This is a genomic window from Acetobacter sp. KSO5, assembly GCF_044094635.1.
Taxonomy (GTDB): domain Bacteria; phylum Pseudomonadota; class Alphaproteobacteria; order Acetobacterales; family Acetobacteraceae; genus Acetobacter; species Acetobacter cerevisiae.
The window spans coordinates 2288699-2304820 of sequence record NZ_CP172014.1 but is presented as its reverse complement, the minus strand read 5'-3'; the positions used below and the strand labels follow the sequence as shown (position 1 = coordinate 2304820).

General features: G+C 57.4%; 16 protein-coding genes and 1 tRNA gene. 11 read left to right on the top strand and 6 right to left on the bottom strand.

From position 1 onward, the window contains the following. Positions 1 to 5: 5 nt before the first annotated feature. The 4 genes from ACHQGU_RS10335 to ACHQGU_RS10320 all read left to right on the top strand — a co-directional run bounded on the left by ACHQGU_RS10335 (position 6) and on the right by ACHQGU_RS10320 (position 2270). Entirely contained in the window at positions 6 to 971 is a 966-nt protein-coding gene (locus tag ACHQGU_RS10335) for a beta-ketoacyl-ACP synthase III (protein ID WP_043550742.1), read from the top strand. A gap of 86 nt (positions 972 to 1057) precedes the next feature. Further along, positions 1058 to 1378, top strand: a complete 321-nt coding sequence (locus ACHQGU_RS10330; RefSeq protein ID WP_025825889.1) for an integration host factor subunit alpha — start codon at positions 1058 to 1060, stop codon at positions 1376 to 1378. Beyond that, positions 1365 to 2132 carry a MerR family transcriptional regulator gene (locus tag ACHQGU_RS10325; RefSeq protein ID WP_395494974.1) on the top strand — a complete coding sequence of 256 codons (768 nt, stop codon included), beginning with the start codon at positions 1365 to 1367 and terminating at the stop codon, positions 2130 to 2132. The genes ACHQGU_RS10330 and ACHQGU_RS10325 overlap by 14 nt, the downstream gene beginning before the upstream one ends. Positions 2133 to 2196: 64 nt before the next feature. Beyond that, positions 2197 to 2270 (top strand) — tRNA-Pro (locus ACHQGU_RS10320). Between the two features lie 77 nt (positions 2271 to 2347). On the opposite strand, the gene ACHQGU_RS10315 is transcribed toward ACHQGU_RS10320, so the two are convergent. After that, positions 2348 to 3469 carry an AI-2E family transporter gene (locus tag ACHQGU_RS10315; protein WP_062141938.1) on the bottom strand — a complete coding sequence of 374 codons (1122 nt, stop codon included), beginning with the start codon at positions 3467 to 3469 and terminating at the stop codon, positions 2348 to 2350. 183 nt (positions 3470 to 3652) lie between these two features. Here ACHQGU_RS10315 and murJ point away from each other — a divergent pair, with 183 nt between their 5' ends. Then, positions 3653 to 5203 (top strand): murein biosynthesis integral membrane protein MurJ, encoded by a 1551-nt coding sequence (murJ, locus tag ACHQGU_RS10310; protein ID WP_395494973.1) that lies wholly within the window; start codon positions 3653 to 3655, stop codon positions 5201 to 5203. Between the two features lie 81 nt (positions 5204 to 5284). Then, a complete protein-coding gene (locus tag ACHQGU_RS10305) occupies positions 5285 to 6556 on the top strand; it encodes a UdgX family uracil-DNA binding protein (protein ID WP_395494972.1) in 1272 nt (423 codons plus the stop codon). A gap of 44 nt (positions 6557 to 6600) precedes the next feature. On the opposite strand, the gene ACHQGU_RS10300 is transcribed toward ACHQGU_RS10305, so the two are convergent. Together ACHQGU_RS10300 and ACHQGU_RS10295 are read right to left on the bottom strand one after the other, a co-directional pair. Further along, on the bottom strand, positions 6601 to 6891 hold the full coding sequence (locus tag ACHQGU_RS10300) for an integration host factor subunit beta (RefSeq protein WP_043550604.1): 291 nt from the start codon (positions 6889 to 6891) through the stop codon (positions 6601 to 6603). 208 nt (positions 6892 to 7099) lie between these two features. Continuing rightward, positions 7100 to 7561 carry a MucR family transcriptional regulator gene (locus ACHQGU_RS10295; protein ID WP_062141941.1) on the bottom strand — a complete coding sequence of 154 codons (462 nt, stop codon included), beginning with the start codon at positions 7559 to 7561 and terminating at the stop codon, positions 7100 to 7102. Between the two features lie 399 nt (positions 7562 to 7960). On the opposite strand from ACHQGU_RS10295, the gene ACHQGU_RS10290 reads away from it, so the two are divergent. Further along, positions 7961 to 9373, top strand: coding sequence for a mannose-1-phosphate guanylyltransferase/mannose-6-phosphate isomerase (locus ACHQGU_RS10290; protein WP_395494971.1), 1413 nt, complete (start codon positions 7961 to 7963; stop codon positions 9371 to 9373). A 117-nt stretch (positions 9374 to 9490) separates the two neighbouring features. Here the strand turns inward: ACHQGU_RS10290 and ACHQGU_RS10285 are convergent, their stop codons facing one another. Continuing rightward, positions 9491 to 10372, bottom strand: a complete 882-nt coding sequence (locus ACHQGU_RS10285; RefSeq protein WP_062274098.1) for a LysR family transcriptional regulator — start codon at positions 10370 to 10372, stop codon at positions 9491 to 9493. Positions 10373 to 10473: 101 nt separating this feature from the next. Beyond that, complete coding sequence (gene trxB, locus ACHQGU_RS10280) at positions 10474 to 11427, bottom strand: thioredoxin-disulfide reductase (RefSeq protein WP_395494970.1); 954 nt, start codon at positions 11425 to 11427, stop codon at positions 10474 to 10476. Between the two features lie 184 nt (positions 11428 to 11611). On the opposite strand from trxB, the gene ACHQGU_RS10275 reads away from it, so the two are divergent. From ACHQGU_RS10275 to gshB, 4 genes are all read left to right on the top strand, one after another. Then, positions 11612 to 12097: an Lrp/AsnC family transcriptional regulator gene (locus ACHQGU_RS10275; protein ID WP_197464004.1), complete on the top strand. Its 486-nt coding sequence runs from the start codon at positions 11612 to 11614 to the stop codon at positions 12095 to 12097. Next, complete coding sequence (locus ACHQGU_RS10270; RefSeq protein ID WP_395494969.1) at positions 12094 to 13212, top strand: glycosyltransferase; 1119 nt, start codon at positions 12094 to 12096, stop codon at positions 13210 to 13212. Before ACHQGU_RS10275 ends, ACHQGU_RS10270 begins: the two co-directional genes overlap by 4 nt. Next, positions 13170 to 14690, top strand: coding sequence for a glycosyltransferase family 39 protein (locus tag ACHQGU_RS10265; protein WP_395494968.1), 1521 nt, complete (start codon positions 13170 to 13172; stop codon positions 14688 to 14690). Before ACHQGU_RS10270 ends, ACHQGU_RS10265 begins: the two co-directional genes overlap by 43 nt. Positions 14691 to 14804: 114 nt before the next feature. Further along, a complete protein-coding gene (gshB, locus tag ACHQGU_RS10260) occupies positions 14805 to 15806 on the top strand; it encodes a glutathione synthase (RefSeq protein ID WP_395494967.1) in 1002 nt (333 codons plus the stop codon). 2 nt (positions 15807 to 15808) lie between these two features. On the opposite strand, the gene ACHQGU_RS10255 is transcribed toward gshB, so the two are convergent. Beyond that, positions 15809 to 16003: a hypothetical protein gene (locus ACHQGU_RS10255; protein ID WP_395494966.1), complete on the bottom strand. Its 195-nt coding sequence runs from the start codon at positions 16001 to 16003 to the stop codon at positions 15809 to 15811. Positions 16004 to 16122: the final 119 nt, after the last annotated feature.

The following is a 16122-nucleotide window of genomic DNA, read 5'->3' as shown; positions in this document are numbered from 1 at the left end:
CGGTAATGGCGAGACGTTCGCTTCTGGTAGGGTTTGGCGGGTTCCTGCCGGATCGGGTCGTGTCTAACGATGAACTGGCAGCCCGGCTTGAAACCTCCGATGAATGGATAAAAACCCGTACCGGCATCACCCAGCGTCACATCGCAGGTGAGCATGATACGGCGACCAGCATGGGAGCCGCCGCAGCGCGCAAGGCGCTGGACTATGCGGGCCTGAGTGCTGATGACATTGATGCCGTGATTGTTGCGACATCCACCCCCGATCAGGCTTTCCCGGCGACTGCTGTGCGGATTCAGGCTGAACTGGGGATGAAGCAGGGTTTTGGATTCGACCTGGCTGCGGCGTGCTCCGGGTTTATTTATGGCCTCTCCACAGCAGATGCGTTTATTCGGGCCGGGCAGGCGCGGAATATTCTGGTCATTGGCAGTGAGGTCTATTCCCGTATTGTCGACTGGTCTGACCGTGGTACCTGCGTGCTGTTTGGGGATGGGGCAGGGGCGGTTGTACTTTCCGGCTCAGATGCACCGGGCGAACAGGGGCTGCTGTCTACCCACCTGCATTCCGATGGCACAGCGGGTGATCTGCTCTATGTTGATGGCGCTGTAGGGCGCCGGGATAAAAGCGGTTTCCTAAAAATGAGCGGGCGCGATGTGTTCCGTCATGCTGTCGCCAAGCTGTCCTCTTCCGTGGATGAGGCCCTGAAGGCTGAAGGTCTGGAATATTCAGACGTCGCCTGGCTGGTGCCGCATCAGGCGAATATCCGCATTATCGAAGGCGTGGCTAAAAAGCTGAACCTTCCTGCGGAACAGGTCGTGATAACGGTGGATCGACACGCCAATACCTCAGCGGCCTCGATTCCGCTGGCGCTGGATGAAGCCGTGCGGGATGGCCGCATCCAGAAAGGTGATCTGGTGCTGATGGAAGCACTGGGTGGTGGCCTGACCTGGGGCTCCGCGCTCGCCCGTTTCTAACGGCATTTCCAAAATTCTGATGGCATCACGACGGGCGACCTTACGAGAGAATTGACGAGGTCGCCCAACGTGTTACTTTCATCAGTATGGAAACTGTCACGCGTGCCTCTCTGGTCGAGCAGATTTATCAGCAGGTTGGGCTGTCCCGTAAAGAATCGGCTGTGCTTCTGGAAGATATTCTGGAAACAGTCATGCTTGCGCTTGAACGCGGTGAAAGCGTCAAGATCAGTGGTTTTGGGACTTTTTCCGTAAGGCAAAAAGGCCAGCGCTGCGGACGCAACCCGAAAACGGGTGAGGAAGTCCCGATTCTTCCGCGTTCCGTGCTAGTTTTCCGCCCGAGTCAGCTGCTGCGTGCAGCCATTAATCACGAGCCGCTTGAGGGTGGCGAGGCGTATGACGATGAGTGACACCGACCATCCTTCTTCCATCACAGATCCTTCCGGCTTGCCGGACGAGGAAAATGGTGCGCTGGCCCGTACCGAAAAAGGGCCGCTCGCGTTTCGCACCATCAGTGAAGTGGCTGATGAGTTGCATGTCCCTCAGCACGTGTTGCGATTCTGGGAAACGCGTTTCGAGCAGGTCCGCCCGCTGAAAAGAGGCGGTGGTCGCCGGTATTATCGTCCGGCAGATGTCGAACTGCTCCGCCATATTTCCGATCTTCTGTATGCCAAAGGCTACACCGTGAAAGGTGTGCAGCGTCTCCTGCGTGAAGGGGACGCCGAAGCGGTTCAGCAGAGTCCTGCAATAACAGAAGCTGTGCCTGAATCGATTGTCCCAGAACCGACGGCTGCTTTGTCTGAAGGGACGCAGGGATCATCGGAGTCTGTGGCTTCGGACGCAGGCACTCCTCCCGTCTCTGAGCCAGTTTCAGTTACGAATCCGGAAGAGCATGAAGGGTGGGCTGAAAGTCCGGCTGTTACGCAGCCTTCAGAGCTTCAGGAGCCGCAAAATGCGGAGGAGCCGCCTCACGAGGTTGCTGTAGAGCCTGAAAATGCTGTTGAAGCTGCACCTGCACCTGCACCTGCACCTTCAGCACCGGCGGCGGACGCTGTGTCTGGTGAATTGATGCGTCGGCTGGAAAAGCAGAATGGGCAGCTGAAAAATGATCTGGCTGATATTCTGGTGGAGCTGGAAGCATTCCGTAATCGCCTCACGGCGTGAAAAAAACCGCAAGGTGGCTTGTGCGTTGTGAAGGGGCCTGCTAAACACCCTTTCACCAAATGGACGGGCAGTAGCGCAGTCTGGTAGCGCATCAGTCTGGGGGACTGGGGGTCGTGGGTTCGAATCCCGCCTGCCCGATATTTGTTTATTTGGTTTTCTGAAAAATTTCAGAGCGGTTGAGTGGGTGTTCAGAACTTGAACACCCTTTTTGCTGTTCAGGCCTCTACAGCGTTGTTGCCCGCAGTCCAGCGGCGCCACAGCAGATTGAGAGCCGCCATGGCCGCAGGGCCAACAAACAGGCCCAGCAGGCCCCATGTTTCCGCACCACCCAGAATACCCAGCAGAACCCACAGGAAGGGGAGCTGCGTGCTGCCGCCAATAAGAACCGGGCGGATAAAGTGGTCAGCCACAAAAATCACCACAGCACCGATGCAGAACGTCACGATGCCAGCGAGGGACGCGCCCTTCATAAGGATCAGTAATGACACAAGGCCCACGGCAATCATGGCGCAGAAGGGGATCATAGCGGCGACGGCCGTGATGACACCGAACAGGGCAGGGTGCGGTGCCCCGGCAATGGTATAGACAATGCCCATCAGCAGCCCTTCACCAATACCAACCAGCACCAGCCCCAGCACTGTGCCGTGGACAGAGGCGACAATCTGGCGGGCAATGGTTTCTCCGCGTTTGCCAAAGGCCCGGCGAGAGGCAATGCGACACTGGCGGATGACAGAGGTGCCGTCTTTATAAAGAAAAAACAGGGTGATGATGGAGAAGCAGAACAGCGTGCCGCGATGTGCAATCTGCGACCCAAGCGCCTTGGTAATCGCCATGCCCTTGCTGTCCAGCGCCCCCGTCAGGTTGGAAACGTCTTCCGGGTTAGACAGGTGGGCCTGCCACCAGTGCGTAAGGGTCTGGCTGCCAAAAGGCAGGCGGCCAAGGGCGTCAGGCACTGGCACACCGTTTTGCCGGGCATGTTCCAGCCAGCTGAGCGCACTCTGGGCTTCGCCGACGGCTTCCAGCGTGATGAGCATCAGCGGAATCACAAAAATCAGCGCCATGGCTGCCGTAAAGAGAAGCGGCAAAATGGTCCCATTGGCGGCTTTAGGCCAGGCTGCCTGAGCGCGCGTATAGAGCGGCCATGTGGCAATGGCGAACACCCCGCCCCATACCAGCGCCGGCAAAAATCCATGGATCGTGTAAAGAGCAACGGCGAAGATAAAAAATGCCAGAACGTTACGCGCTGTTTCCTGCCCTTTTCTGGAGCGCTGGCTCGGTTTGACCAGAATACAGCGTGGATGCCCGGAACCTGTGGGCTGGCTTGTGGTGTCTGGCATATGGGGCGTCTCTCCTCTTACCCAGTAAAAAATATCATTATTGACAAGTTTGCGCGTTCCCACGCTTTCGGTCGAGCAAAATATAGAGGAGGCGGGGCTCTGCACAGGGGCGGCTTTTATTTGAGCTTTGAAAGCTTATCCCCCTATCTCTAAAGGGAAGGCTGCCCGTATAAGCAGTCTGTCATGCTCAAAAATTTTCTTACTGTTGGCGGCTGGACCATGCTCAGCCGTATCCTTGGTCTGGTGCGGGATCAGCTTCTGGCGGCCTTCATGGGCGCAGGTGCTTTGCAGGATGCCTATCAGGTGGCGTTCCGGTTGCCGAACATGTTTCGGCGGCTGTTTGGCGAGGGAGCATTCAACGCAGCCTTTGTCCCGCTGTTTTCTTCTGTCCTGACTAAGGAAGGGGAAGAAGAAGCCCGGACATTTGCGCGGCGGGCGCTGGGCGTCATGCTGCTCTGGCTGCTGTTCCTGTGCGTGCTGGGGGAAATCTTCATGCCGCAGGTGGTGCGGCTGATTGCACCCGGATTTTTGCAGACGGGCGAACGCTATGCGCTGGGTGTCAGCCTCAGCCGTATTACCTTTCCGTATCTAGTGTTGATCTGTGCAGCAGCTTTGGTGGCGGGCGTTCTCAACGGGTTGCACCGTTTTGGTATGGCCGCAGCCGCCTATCTCGCGTTCAACGTGGTGGGGATTGCCGCCATCCTGTTCGCCTCGCCGTTTTTGCCGAATGTGGCGTATGCGGCGGCGTGGGGTGTGACGGCCTCGGGCGTGGCACAGCTTGGCTTGCTGCTTTGGGCGGCGCATCGGGCGCAGTTTGGGCTGATGCCGCTCTGGCCTGCTTTGACGCCTCGCATCCGTCTGCTGGTCCGCCGCATGGTGCCGGGACTGGTAGGGAGTGGCGTGGGGCAGATCAACCTCACCGTTGATACGATCATCGGAACCCTGCTGCCTTCAGGCAGTGTCTCGCTGATGTATTTTGCGGATCGTATCAATCAGCTGCCGCTCGGTGTTCTGGGCGCTGCGGCCGGGACGACCTTGCTGCCGGTGCTGACGCGCCATCTGGCTGCGGACGAGCATGATGCCGCCCATTCCGCCCAGAATCGCGCCATGAGTTACGTGCTGATCCTCACGCTTCCCGCTGTGGCCGGGTTGCTGGCGCTGGCTGCCCCGATCATGATTGTTCTGTTCGGGCATGGCTCCTTTACCGAGCATGACGCGCTTCTGTCTGCTCAGGCTCTGCGGGCCTACGCCATCGGGCTTCCGGCTTTTGTGCTGGTGAAAGTCTTCTCCCCGGCCTTCTTTGCTCGTGGGGACACACGCACGCCCGTTTATGTCGGGATTGGCATTCTGGTTCTGAACTTTCTGCTGAACCTGCTGTTCATGAAGCCGCTGGCCCATATGGGGCCGCCGCTGGCCAGTAGTCTGGCCGCCTGCGCCAATGTGGCGTGTCTGGCGATCCTGCTTATGCGGCGTAAGGCGTTGCAGGTTTCCGGGATCGAGCAGTTCAGAATGTTCAAGACGGCCTGTGCGGCGCTTCTTATGGGAGGGCTGTTGCTCGGGGCGCAGGCTCTTCTGGCGTTCCCGTCCGGGTTGAGTGTCCGGATTCTGTGGCTTGGCAGCATGGTTGGTCTTGGGGCCGTTCTGTATGGTGCGCTGCTGCACGTGTTCGGCATTATGAATGCTGCAGATATTCTGGCGCGCTTTCAGCAGCGTTTGCGCAAACGTCGTGCGTGAGGTGTTGAGGCAGGCACCTCTGCGTTCTGAGGACGAGCCTTAAGCATCGCGCTTTGTCGCTAAAGGGAAGAGGGGAAAACCGTGACAGAAATTGTTCTGGCGCATCAGGTTGATCTGAAAACATGGCGACAGGCTGCGCGGCACTATGCTCTGGCAGGCACGCCGCCTGAGGCCTTGTCCTGGCGGGTGGCGCAGTCGGCTGAGGAGGCTCAGCAGGTTTTTCAGGTCGCCTCCGCCGAGCAAACCGATCCTAATGCTGTGCTTCACCTGCCGCGTCGGCTCGTGGAGTGGATTCTTCTGGGGCTTCAGGCGTCGTCGCCCGAGCGGTTTGATGCGCTCTATCGTCTGGTTTTTCGCGTCGTGCAGGATCATCTGGATCTGACAACGGCGCTTGATGACCCGGATGTGCGCAGTGTGATGACACTTGTGGAGGCCGTTAAAGCCGAAACGGAGCAGTTCCGGCTCGAATTTTCCCGTGTTTTTGCAGACTCCACCCAGACCGTCTGGTCAGCCACGCCAACCGCTTATGTGGTGGAAGGCAACGCGGCTTATTGTATGGCGCGCTATGCGCGGCCATGGGAAATCCGCACTGTCTACCGGAGTATGAAGTGGGATGGCAGAGCCCTGTGGTTTGGCGCGGGTGCTGCTGCTGAGGCTACAGCTGAACCGCAGGGAGGCTGGCAGCAGGCTGGGCAAGGGATGTGGCAGGACTGGCCCCGTACAGTTCTGGTGCCAGACAGTGCGGAAGTCGAAACTACAACATCGCTGGATGCTCTTGCCGCAGAGGCAATGGATTGCCGGTCCTGCGCGCTCTGGCGTCCGGCCTCTCGCACAGTATTTGGGGAAGGGTCTCCTACCGCACGCGTGATGCTGGTGGGCGAGCAGCCGGGGGATCAGGAGGATCAGGCTGGGCGTCCGTTTGTGGGGCCTGCCGGTCAGGTGCTGGAGCGGGCGCTGGAAGAAGCTGGTCTGAGCCGCAACACGGTCTACGTGACCAATGCGGTTAAACATTTCCGCTTTACCTGGCGGAATGGTCGCCGCTTGCATCAAAAGCCGGAGCAGGAGTCTGTGCAGGCCTGCCAGATGTGGCTGGATGCAGAACGACGGCTGATTCAGCCTGCCTTGATTGTCATGATGGGGGTGACAGCCGCGCAAAGTCTGCTGCATCGCCCGGTCACGATTTCTCGCGAGCGATCTCGCATTTTCCCGTTAGGAGAAGGGAGCCAAGGACTGGTGACAGTTCACCCTTCCTATTTGCTCCGCCTGCCCAGTGAGGCCGACAAGCAACGGGAGTATGCCCGTTTTGTAGAAGATCTGCGGCGCGTGAAAACGTTTATGGATAGTCTGACCTGACGCCTTAGATCAGGACAGGCGCTAAAATGCGCCTGATAGGGATATCAGGCTTTACGCGCTTTATTGATGCGGGCGTGCAGGTCTTTCCCTGTTTTAAAGAACGGGATGTATTTTTTTGAGACCTGAACCTGCTCGCCTGTTTTCGGATTGCGACCAATGCGCGGGTCTCGTTCCTTGATGGAAAAAGCCCCGAAGCCCCGTAGCTCTACGCGATTATTGTCTGCCAGACTGCTGGAAATAGAGTCGAAGACAGTATTGACGATCAGATTGATGTCCTTGAGCTGCAGATGCGGATGTTTCTGCATGAGTGCGGCAATAAGCTCAGACTTGGTCATGGTCCACCTTCCAAATTCTGGAATATCAACCTGCCGGACAATCAGGGGGCCAGCGGATCTGCGTGACAAAAAGGGACGCCAAATAAAAAAGTGCGCTACCCGCCATAAGGCCGGTGCGCACTTCAAAATTCACTAAGCCGGAGTGATCCGTCAATACATAAATGGTCTGACAGCACGAACCAGAGGAATACTGTCAGACTTTGAAAGATCAGGCTGTCGTTTTTTTGCCGCGGCGGCCACGTGCACCAGCGTCTTCACCTTCCGGCGTTGCATGGATTTTGCGGCCCAGACCAATCTCACGCGCCAGAGTAGAGCGACGTTCTGCATAGTTCGGAGCAACCATGGGGTAGTCAGCCGGCAGGCCCCAACGCTCACGATACTGTTCCGGCGTAATGCCATAGGCGCTCTGCAGGTGGCGCTTGAGCATTTTCAGTTTTTTACCGTCTTCCAGGCAGACGATGTAGTCAGGGAACACAGAGCGTTTGACCGGAACGGCAGGCTGCAGTTTTTCCGGTTCGTTCTGCGGCTGATCAGCCGTTTTCAGAGCCTGATACACATCACGGATCAGGGTGGGGATCAGAGCAGGATCGGTCTGGTTGTTGGAAACGTGTGCCGAAACGATTTCTGCCGCCAGATCAAGAATGTTGGGATAGCTCTGGTTCTCTGTCATGATAATTCCGTTTATTTGTTGGGCTGAATGAGTCACCCATACTATTCCAGTTCTTGTTTGTGAATACAGAATATAGCAATGTGATTGAATAAAATTGAATGTGTCAGGAAAAACATCTCTGGGAGAGAGTGAAAGAGGAGATGTATGCAAGTAAAATAAACATTTGGTAATCTATTTTAAGGATGATTTGTCTTGTTCGCTCTGTCTGCGCAGCCACGGTGGGTAATCGCCGGAGTTTGTTTTTGAGACACTGGTATTTGCAAATGGCATAATTGACTTTACGGTTTGGCCTACTATCCAAAACGACTGTGCTGCGTGCAGACAGTCCTCTTAATAGGCGCCGATTGGCTGCTATAACTCTTTAATATTTGTAAGATCCCGGAATAAGGACTGTTCAAAATGATCGTGCCGGTTGTGCTGTCTGGTGGAACGGGGAGTCGGCTCTGGCCCATGTCTCGTGCCAGTTTCCCTAAACAGCTCTGGTCGCTCGTGAGTGAGCGCAGCATGCTTCAGGAAACCGTGCTGCGCGGGAAGGTCGCGGGTTTTGCGCCGCCTGTTATTGTTTGTAACGAAGAGCACCGTTTTTTGATTGCCGAGCAATTGCGGGAAGTCTCGGTGGCAGACCCCCGCATTATGCTGGAGCCGGTTGGGCGGAATTCCGCGCCGGCTATCACGGCGGCGGCTCTGCTGGTGGCGCAGACACATCCGGACGCTGTGTTGTGGATGATGGCGGCAGATGCTGACATCAAGAAGTCGGACGCGTTGACGCAGGCGATGGAAAAAGCCGTGCAGGCGGCGGAGCAGGGGCGGGTGGTGACATTCGGGATGACCCCGACCCGCCCGGAAACCGGATATGGCTATATTGAAAAAGGCGACCCGCTGCCGGGTGTGGATGGTGCTTTTACAATCCGTTCTTTCCGGGAAAAGCCTGTGCAGGCCGTTGCGGAAGACTTCGTAAAAGACGGTAACTACTTCTGGAATTCCGGCATGTTTGTCTTTCGGGCGGATGTGTTGCTGGAGGAAATGCGCCGTTACGCACCGGAGGTTTTGCAAAGCGTTCAGGATGCTTTTGAAAAACGTAAGACGGATCTTGATTTTATCCGGCTCGATAAAGAAGCATTTGCGCAGGCCCCGGATATTTCGATCGATTATGCTGTAGCTGAGCATACACAGGTTTCAGCCGTGATCCCCGCAGATCTCGGGTGGTCGGATGTCGGGAGCTGGGATGCGCTGTGGGATATCAGTCCGAAGACGGCGGAAGGAAACGTGCTGCTGGGCGATGTTTTAGCGGAAGATGCGCATGGTTGTTACGTGCGGTCCGAGGGGCCGCTGACGGCTGTGACCGGGCTGGATGATGTGGTTGTTGTGGTGACCAGTGATGCGGTGCTGGTGACCCATAAAGACCGCGCGCAGGACGTCAAGAAAGTGGTGGACCGCCTCAAGAAAGATGGACGCTCAGAGGCCTCGGCGCACCAGAGGAATTATCGCCCCTGGGGGTTCTATGAAGGCCTGATCCGCAATGAGCGGTTCCAGGTGAAGCGGATTGTGGTCAATCCGGGCGGCAAGCTGTCTCTCCAGAAGCATTTTCATCGTGCAGAGCATTGGGTTGTTGTCGAAGGCGTGGCGCTGGTCACGAAGGGCGACGAGGAGTTGCTGGTGCGTGAAAATGAGAGTGTCTATCTGCCGCAGGGCTGTGTGCACCGGTTGGAAAACCCCGGAAAAATTCCGTTAACGCTGATTGAAGTTCAGTCGGGGGCCTATCTGGGGGAAGACGACATTATAAGACTGGAAGACAGTTATAATAGAAATTGATAAATAAAGACCGAGTAAAGACATAAAAAAAGCTCCCGGAAAGGGGAGCTTTTTTTATGTCATCCGCCCGACTCGTTCTCACGTGCCGGCAGGCAACCGAGTCTGAAAAGCCTGAGTTCAGCGAATGCCGAGCTCGCTCATCAGGAAATCCCGGAAAACTGCAACGCGTTTGGAGCTGCGCAGCTCTTCCGGATAGACAAAATAGGCATCGACTGTCGGGGTCGTCAGGTCAGGCAGAATCTGAATAAGATCAGGGAACTGCGCGGCCGCATAGGTCGGAATGGACCCAATGCCAAGCCCGGCGGCAATGGCAGATGCCATGGCGGCCATGCTGTTCACTTCCAGACGGGCATTCTGTCTGGTTGTGCCGTGCCGTGTGCTTTCAGCCAGCCAGTTGATATGGGCAACCGGCGGATGATGCTCTCCGAATAACACGAGCTGATGCGATGAGATTTCCTCAATGCTTCGCGGCATCCCGTATTTTTCGATGTAGAGCGGAGCAGCAAAAATCGGCAGATGGAAGTCTGCCAGATGCCGCTGGATAAGGTCAGGCTGCCGGGGCGCATGCATACGCACGGCAACGTCAGCTTCTCTCATCCCCAGATCAAGGTCGCTGTCTTCCAGAATAAGACAGATATCAATGTCTGGATTGGCAGCCATAAACTTGTGCAGCCGCGGCATAAGCCAGCAGTTGCCAAAGCCTGTGGTTGTCGTAACCCGCAGACGTCCTGCAGCTTTTTCCTTACTTTCGGTCAAAAGCGTCTGGGTCATTTCAAGTTTTGAAAAGACCTCGCGCACCGTCTTGTGCAGCGTCTCGCCCTGTTCAGTGAGGATCAGTCCTCGGGCGTGGCGATGAAAAAGAGGAACCTGAAGGACGTCCTCCAGCGCGGAAATCTGCCGTGAAACAGCAGATTGGCTTAGGTTAAGCACATCTCCCGCGTGGGTAAAGGAACCGGCTTCCGCCACAGCATGGAATACCCGGAGTTTGTCCCAGTCCACGCACGCCTCCTGCAAATTGAATGAAGTTATCAGAGCATAATTATCATGCTTCGAGTTTCATTACGTGCAGTAATTGCCGGGATGGGTCAAGGGATGACCTGTTATTCAGCCCCCAGTTCAGCCAGATAGCGTTCAGCATCCAGAGCGGCCATGCAGCCTGTGCCGGCGGCGGTCACGGCCTGACGGTAAATCTTGTCCTGCACATCACCGGCAGCAAACACACCGGGGACGGAGGTACGGGTGGTGCCGGGGGTTGTCTCAATATAGCCCTCTGCATCCAGCGTGACCTGCCCCTTGAAAATCTCAGTGGTGGGCGCGTGGCCAATGGCGATGAAGATGCCATCCGCCGGCAGGTCCTGCGTTGTGTTGTCCAGCGTGTTGCGCACACGAATGGCACTGACGGTCGGCGGTGTGCCGGTGGCAAGAATGTCTTCTACTGTCGTGTTCCACAGGATGGAGGTTTTCGGGTTCTTGAAAAAACGATCCTGCAGGATTTTCTCAGCGCGCAACGTGTCACGCCGATGCACCAGTGTGACGTGGGCTGCGTGATGTGTCAGATACAGAGCTTCTTCCACAGCAGTATTGCCGCCGCCCACCACAACCACGTTCTTACCGCGATAAAAGAAGCCATCGCACGTCGCGCAGGCGGAAACACCGGCACCCTGCAAGGTTTTCTCGCTGGGCAGGCCGAGCCATTTGGCCTGAGCGCCGGTGGCGATGATGACGGACTTTGCGACATATTCCGTGCCGGAATCACCCATCAGGCGGAAGGGGGAGCCGGATTTGAAATTCGCGGAGGTGATGATGTCGTATTCAATCCGCGTGCCGACATTCTGGGCCTGTGCCGCCATCTGTTCCATCAGCCAGGGGCCCTGGACGGCTTCGGCAAAGCCGGGATAGTTTTCGACATCAGTGGTGATGGTCAGCTGACCGCCGGGCTGCAGACCCGCTACCAGCACGGGGGCCAGATTGGCGCGTGCGGCATAAATGGCGGCGGTATAGCCTGCGGGGCCCGCGCCAATAACAAGCAGATCGGTGGTGATGGTTTCACTCATGAGGAAGGCAGACCTTTGCGTGCTGGGAGCCATGATGCGTTGAGACGCACTCTCTTGCCTTGCGATATGGCGGGTGGATGCATGGAGAGCAAGAGCGGAACCCGTTTGCGGCGTATGCGTGTGCGTGGCATATACACCGCAGATTGTTTTGAAAAAGGCTACGGCGAGAAATGGATCAGGCAAGGTGACGGAACTGGACGCTGTTGACCTTCGTATTGTGGCGGAACTTCAGGAAGACGGGCGCATGACCAACGTCGAGCTGGCCCGCCGCGTTGGAATTTCTGCCCCGCCCTGCCTGCGGCGCGTGCGGCGGCTGGAAGAGCTGGGCGTGATCCATGGCTATCATGCAGACCCGGATGCCGGGGCGCTGGGCTGGCCGATCACCTTTTTTGCGCTGATCGGGCTGGATAGTCAGAAAGAAGCTGTTCTGTCCGAATTTGAGGAAGAACTGGCCCGCTGGCCGGAGGTGCGCGAGTGCCACATGATTCGCGGGGGAGGAGACTTCCTTGTTCGTCTGATCGCCCGTGATGCAGCACATGAAAATTCTCTGACCCGCCGTCTGACGGAGGGTCCTCATGTGATCCGTGTGCAGACGTTGCAGACAATCCGCACCAGTCTGGACCGTACTGGTGTGCCGATTTTTCCGCTTAGCGAGGGCGGTGTCGCGTGACTGAGGCGTCGGTGATTACCGCAGACGTGCAGGCTGGCCCCGAGATCAGCGTTATTGTTCCCTGCTATAATGAGGTCGGGAATGTCGGCCCGCTGGTCGCTGCGCTGGAGCGCGCGCTGGCAGGGCGGCGCTGGGAAGTCATTTTTGTGGATGACAATTCCCCGGATGGCACAACCGCCGCGGTTCGCGCCATTGCGCAGAGGGATTCCCGCGTGCGCGGTCTGTGCCGCATCGGTCGTCGCGGATTGTCCTCTGCGGTAATCGAGGGTGCTTTGTCTTCTTCCGCACAGGTTGTCGCTGTCATGGATGGCGACATGCAGCATGATGAAAGCCGCCTCGGCGCACTGGTGAATGCCGTGCAGAGTGGTGCGTGTGATGTTGCTGTGGGGAGCCGTCATGTTGAAGGCGGTGATAATTCCGGTCTGGCCAATGCCTGGCGGCATGCCTTGTCTGATGGCGGCATTAAGCTCGCGCAGTTGATCCTGCCCGTTAGACTGGGTGACCCGATGAGCGGGTTTTTTGCCCTGCGGCAGGACACGTTTGCGAGGATTGCACCGCATCTGTCTGGCACGGGTTTTAAAATTCTGGTCGATCTGTTGCTGTCATCTCCTCAGCCTTTGCGTGTGCAGGAAATTGCATGCGGGTTCCGGGAGCGGCTCGCCGGTGAAAGCAAGCTGGACGCGGTGGTTATGCTCCAGTTTGTCGCCTTGCTGCTGGACAAAGTTTGTCGTGGCTGGTTGCCCCTGCGTTTTGTGGCGTTTGCGCTTGTCGGGCTGATCGGGATTGGCACCAATCTGCTGGTCATGCAGGCAGTTAAGGCGCTGGGGGCCGATTTTTCCATGGCGCAGGGGATTGGCACGGTTGTCGCCATGATCGTCAATTTCCAGCTGGATAATAATTTCACCTACCGGGACAGACGCCTGCGTGGCGTGCGCTGTCTCTGGGGGCTGCTGCTGTTCATGCTGGTTTGCTCTGTTGGTGCGCTGGCCAACGTCGGGGTGGCGGACATGGTTTATAATCAGAACCGCGAGTTTAATGAGGCCAGTGTAGCCGGCGCTCTGATTGCGGTTGTGTGGAACTACGCCATGTCCGCCACTATTATCTGGCGGCCGTGACCTTTCGCGCGCCACGCGCCGGACTCTGGATGTGGGGCGTCGCGCTTGTAGTGCTGACGCTCTTCCGTCTGCTTATGGCGGCATGGGTGCCCCTTACGCCTGATGAAGCCTATTACCGTATTTGGGCCTTAGCGCCTGCCGCAGGATATCTGGACCATCCGCCGCTGGTGGCCGTCTGGATCCAGGCCGGGATGGCGCTTTTTGGTGATACCGCTTTGGGTGTGCGGGCCATGGGGCCGATTTCCGCACTGGCTGGTACGGTTTTTCTGGCTCTGACCGCACGTGACTGGCTGCGGGCACGGGAAGCGACGGCGCAGTCTGGCGCGTCCTTGACGCCTGATGCGGGGATGGTGCGAACCGGCCTGCTGCTGAACGGAACAGTGGCGCTGGGTGTCGGCACACTGATCATGACGCCCGATACGCCGCTCCTGTTTTTTATGGCGTTGCTTGTCTGGAGCCTCGGGCGTGTCTGTCTGGCCGGGCAGGGAGCTGGCTGGCTTCTGGTCGGGCTGGCGGCCGGACTAGGGTTTGAAAGTAAATATACTGCTGTCTTGCCTGTTTTCGGGGTTGTGGTCTGGCTCTTCCTGACGCGCGCCGGGCGCAGCTGGTTGAAAACGCTCTGGCCGTGGGCTGGCGGTACTGTTGCCGTGCTGTGTGCCGGGCCGGTGATCTGGTGGAATGCGACGCATGGCTGGGTGAGCTTTCTCAAGCAAGGTGGCCGGACGGGCGACTGGCATCCGGCAAAAATATTAACCTATTTTGGGGAATTGCTGGGCGGTCAGGTCGGGCTGGCCTCGCCGGGTGTCTTCGTGTTTTTTCTCGGTGGTTTCTGGCTGCTGTGGCGACAAAAAGACAGTTTTTCCCGCCTTTTGCTGTTGATGATCCTGCTGCCAGCCGCTGTGTTTGTGCAGCATGCATTTGGTGCGCGCGTGCAGGCTAACTGGCCCGTGGTGCTGTATCCGGCTCTTGCTGTTGCGGCAGTCCTGCCTGTCTGGCGCGGATGGATGGCGTCCAGCTTGCTGGGTATGGCCCTGGTCGGCGTGATTGTGGTGCAGGCTGTTTTCTCGCCTGTGAGACTTTCCCCGCATTTTGACATGACGTTGCGGATGATGGGCGGCTGGCAGAATTTTTCGCAAACTATTGCCGCTCGCACGCCTGCGTCTTCCGTGTTGATTGCGGATGAATATGGTCTGGCGGCTGAACTGTCGTTTTACGCCCCCAAAGACCGCAAGGTGATGGCGGTTGAGCCGCGTTGGACGCTGTTTGATCTGCCGCGTGCCGCATGTGGGGAAGGGTATCTGATTCGCAGCCACAGACGCCATGATCAGCCGGATGCGGCTCACTTTATCGTGCTGGGTGAGGAGGAGCCGGAGGTGCGTCAGCGGCATGGGGCCGTAGCTGATACGTATTCAGTTTTTCATGTGCGGATGCAGTGTGATGCCACAGGGCATAGTCTGGATGCCGTCATGCTGCCTTGAAAAAAGGTCTCAAAAGAGAGCGTTCAGTCCTGATGAATCCTTCCTCCGTTTGGACAGAGGGCCGGAACAGGATTACGGTGGTATAAGAGTAATGAAAAAGGAAAGCGGGGGCGTATGTCATCTCCACTGAATGTGGCCGTCCAGATGGATCCTCTGGAGCACATCAATATTGATGGTGATTCCACATTCGCCATGATGCTGGAAGCGCAGGCTCGGGGGCATGCGCTGTTTGTGTATGAAGTCGGCTCCATGGCGCTGGGTGAAGGCGTGACCGAACCCGGTGGGACGGTCAGAACGCGCGTGAGTGCCGCTGTTCGCCCCGTGACCGTGCAGCGTGAACAGGGGCGGCATGCCAGCTTTGGCCCGGTGACCCGGCGCTCGCTGGGGGAGATGGAGGTGGTGCTGATGCGTCAGGACCCGCCTTTCGACATGGCCTATATTACGGCAACGCATCTGCTGGACCATGTGCATGGCATTGGTCCGGGCAAGGCACTTGTGGTGAATGACCCGCGCTGGGTGCGGGATTCCCCGGAAAAGCTTCTGGTCACCCATTTCCCCGGCCTGATGCCGCCAACGCTGGTGACATGGGATGTGGAAGAAATCCGCGCGTTCCGTCGTCAGTGGCGCGATATTATCGTCAAGCCGCTCTTCGGGAACGGTGGCAGCGGCATCTTCCGTATTCGGGAGGATGACCAGAATCTGAACGCGCTGCTGGAAATGCACTTTGCCCGCTCCCGCGAGCCGCTGATGATCCAGCGTTACGAGCCTGCCGTGAAAGCCGGTGACAAGCGCATTATTCTGGTGGATGGCAAGCCGGTGGGGGCGATCAATCGGGTGCCGTCCGGTGAAGATCATCGCTCGAACATGCATGTGGGCGGTGTGGCCCGCAAAGTCGGGCTGACGGCGCGGGATGAGGAAATCTGTGCTGCGATCGGGCCGTTCCTGAAAGAACATGGCCTGATTTTTGTCGGGATTGATGTGATCGGGGATTACCTGACGGAAATCAACGTAACATCCCCGACGGGGCTTCAGGAACTGGAACGCTTTGACGGGATTAACGCAGCAGGGCTGATCTGGGACTGTATTGAAGCAAAGCTGGCGGGGAAGGCGTCCTGATTTCAGGACGCTTTATCGGCCGGAGGGGGCGCGGACGCCGCAGATGCTGACTGCTCTTCCTCACTGTCGAGATCGGGAAGGACGGGGTCTTTCCCAAAACGGTTGTCAAACCAGTGCATCAGAGGCGTCCTGAAGTAGTAAATGACAACGGACGACCAGATGATGAACGCAAGGATGGCAATAACCAGATTCAGCATGGCAGTTTTTCTTTTCAACCCGTTCTTTCGGAGCGGAAGGTAAGGGCACAATGGGGCCGAAGACAAGGGCGCTTTTATGGCGGGCGTTATTTAATACAGGGAAGATGCGTTGTGGCTCT

Coding starts and splice junctions, on each gene's coding strand:
- ACHQGU_RS10255 (WP_395494966.1), bottom strand. CDS start 16,003: ATGCTGAATCTGGTTATTGCCATCCTTGCGTTCATCATCTGGTCGTCC.
- ACHQGU_RS10335 (WP_043550742.1), top strand. CDS start 6: ATGGCGAGACGTTCGCTTCTGGTAGGGTTTGGCGGGTTCCTGCCGGAT.
- gshB (WP_395494967.1), top strand. CDS start 14,805: ATGTCATCTCCACTGAATGTGGCCGTCCAGATGGATCCTCTGGAGCAC.
- ACHQGU_RS10300 (WP_043550604.1), bottom strand. CDS start 6,891: ATGACCAAGTCTGAGCTTATTGCCGCACTCATGCAGAAACATCCGCAT.
- ACHQGU_RS10295 (WP_062141941.1), bottom strand. CDS start 7,561: ATGACAGAGAACCAGAGCTATCCCAACATTCTTGATCTGGCGGCAGAA.
- ACHQGU_RS10330 (WP_025825889.1), top strand. CDS start 1,058: ATGGAAACTGTCACGCGTGCCTCTCTGGTCGAGCAGATTTATCAGCAG.
- ACHQGU_RS10325 (WP_395494974.1), top strand. CDS start 1,365: ATGACGATGAGTGACACCGACCATCCTTCTTCCATCACAGATCCTTCC.
- ACHQGU_RS10290 (WP_395494971.1), top strand. CDS start 7,961: ATGATCGTGCCGGTTGTGCTGTCTGGTGGAACGGGGAGTCGGCTCTGG.
- murJ (WP_395494973.1), top strand. CDS start 3,653: ATGCTCAAAAATTTTCTTACTGTTGGCGGCTGGACCATGCTCAGCCGT.
- trxB (WP_395494970.1), bottom strand. CDS start 11,427: ATGAGTGAAACCATCACCACCGATCTGCTTGTTATTGGCGCGGGCCCC.
- ACHQGU_RS10315 (WP_062141938.1), bottom strand. CDS start 3,469: ATGCCAGACACCACAAGCCAGCCCACAGGTTCCGGGCATCCACGCTGT.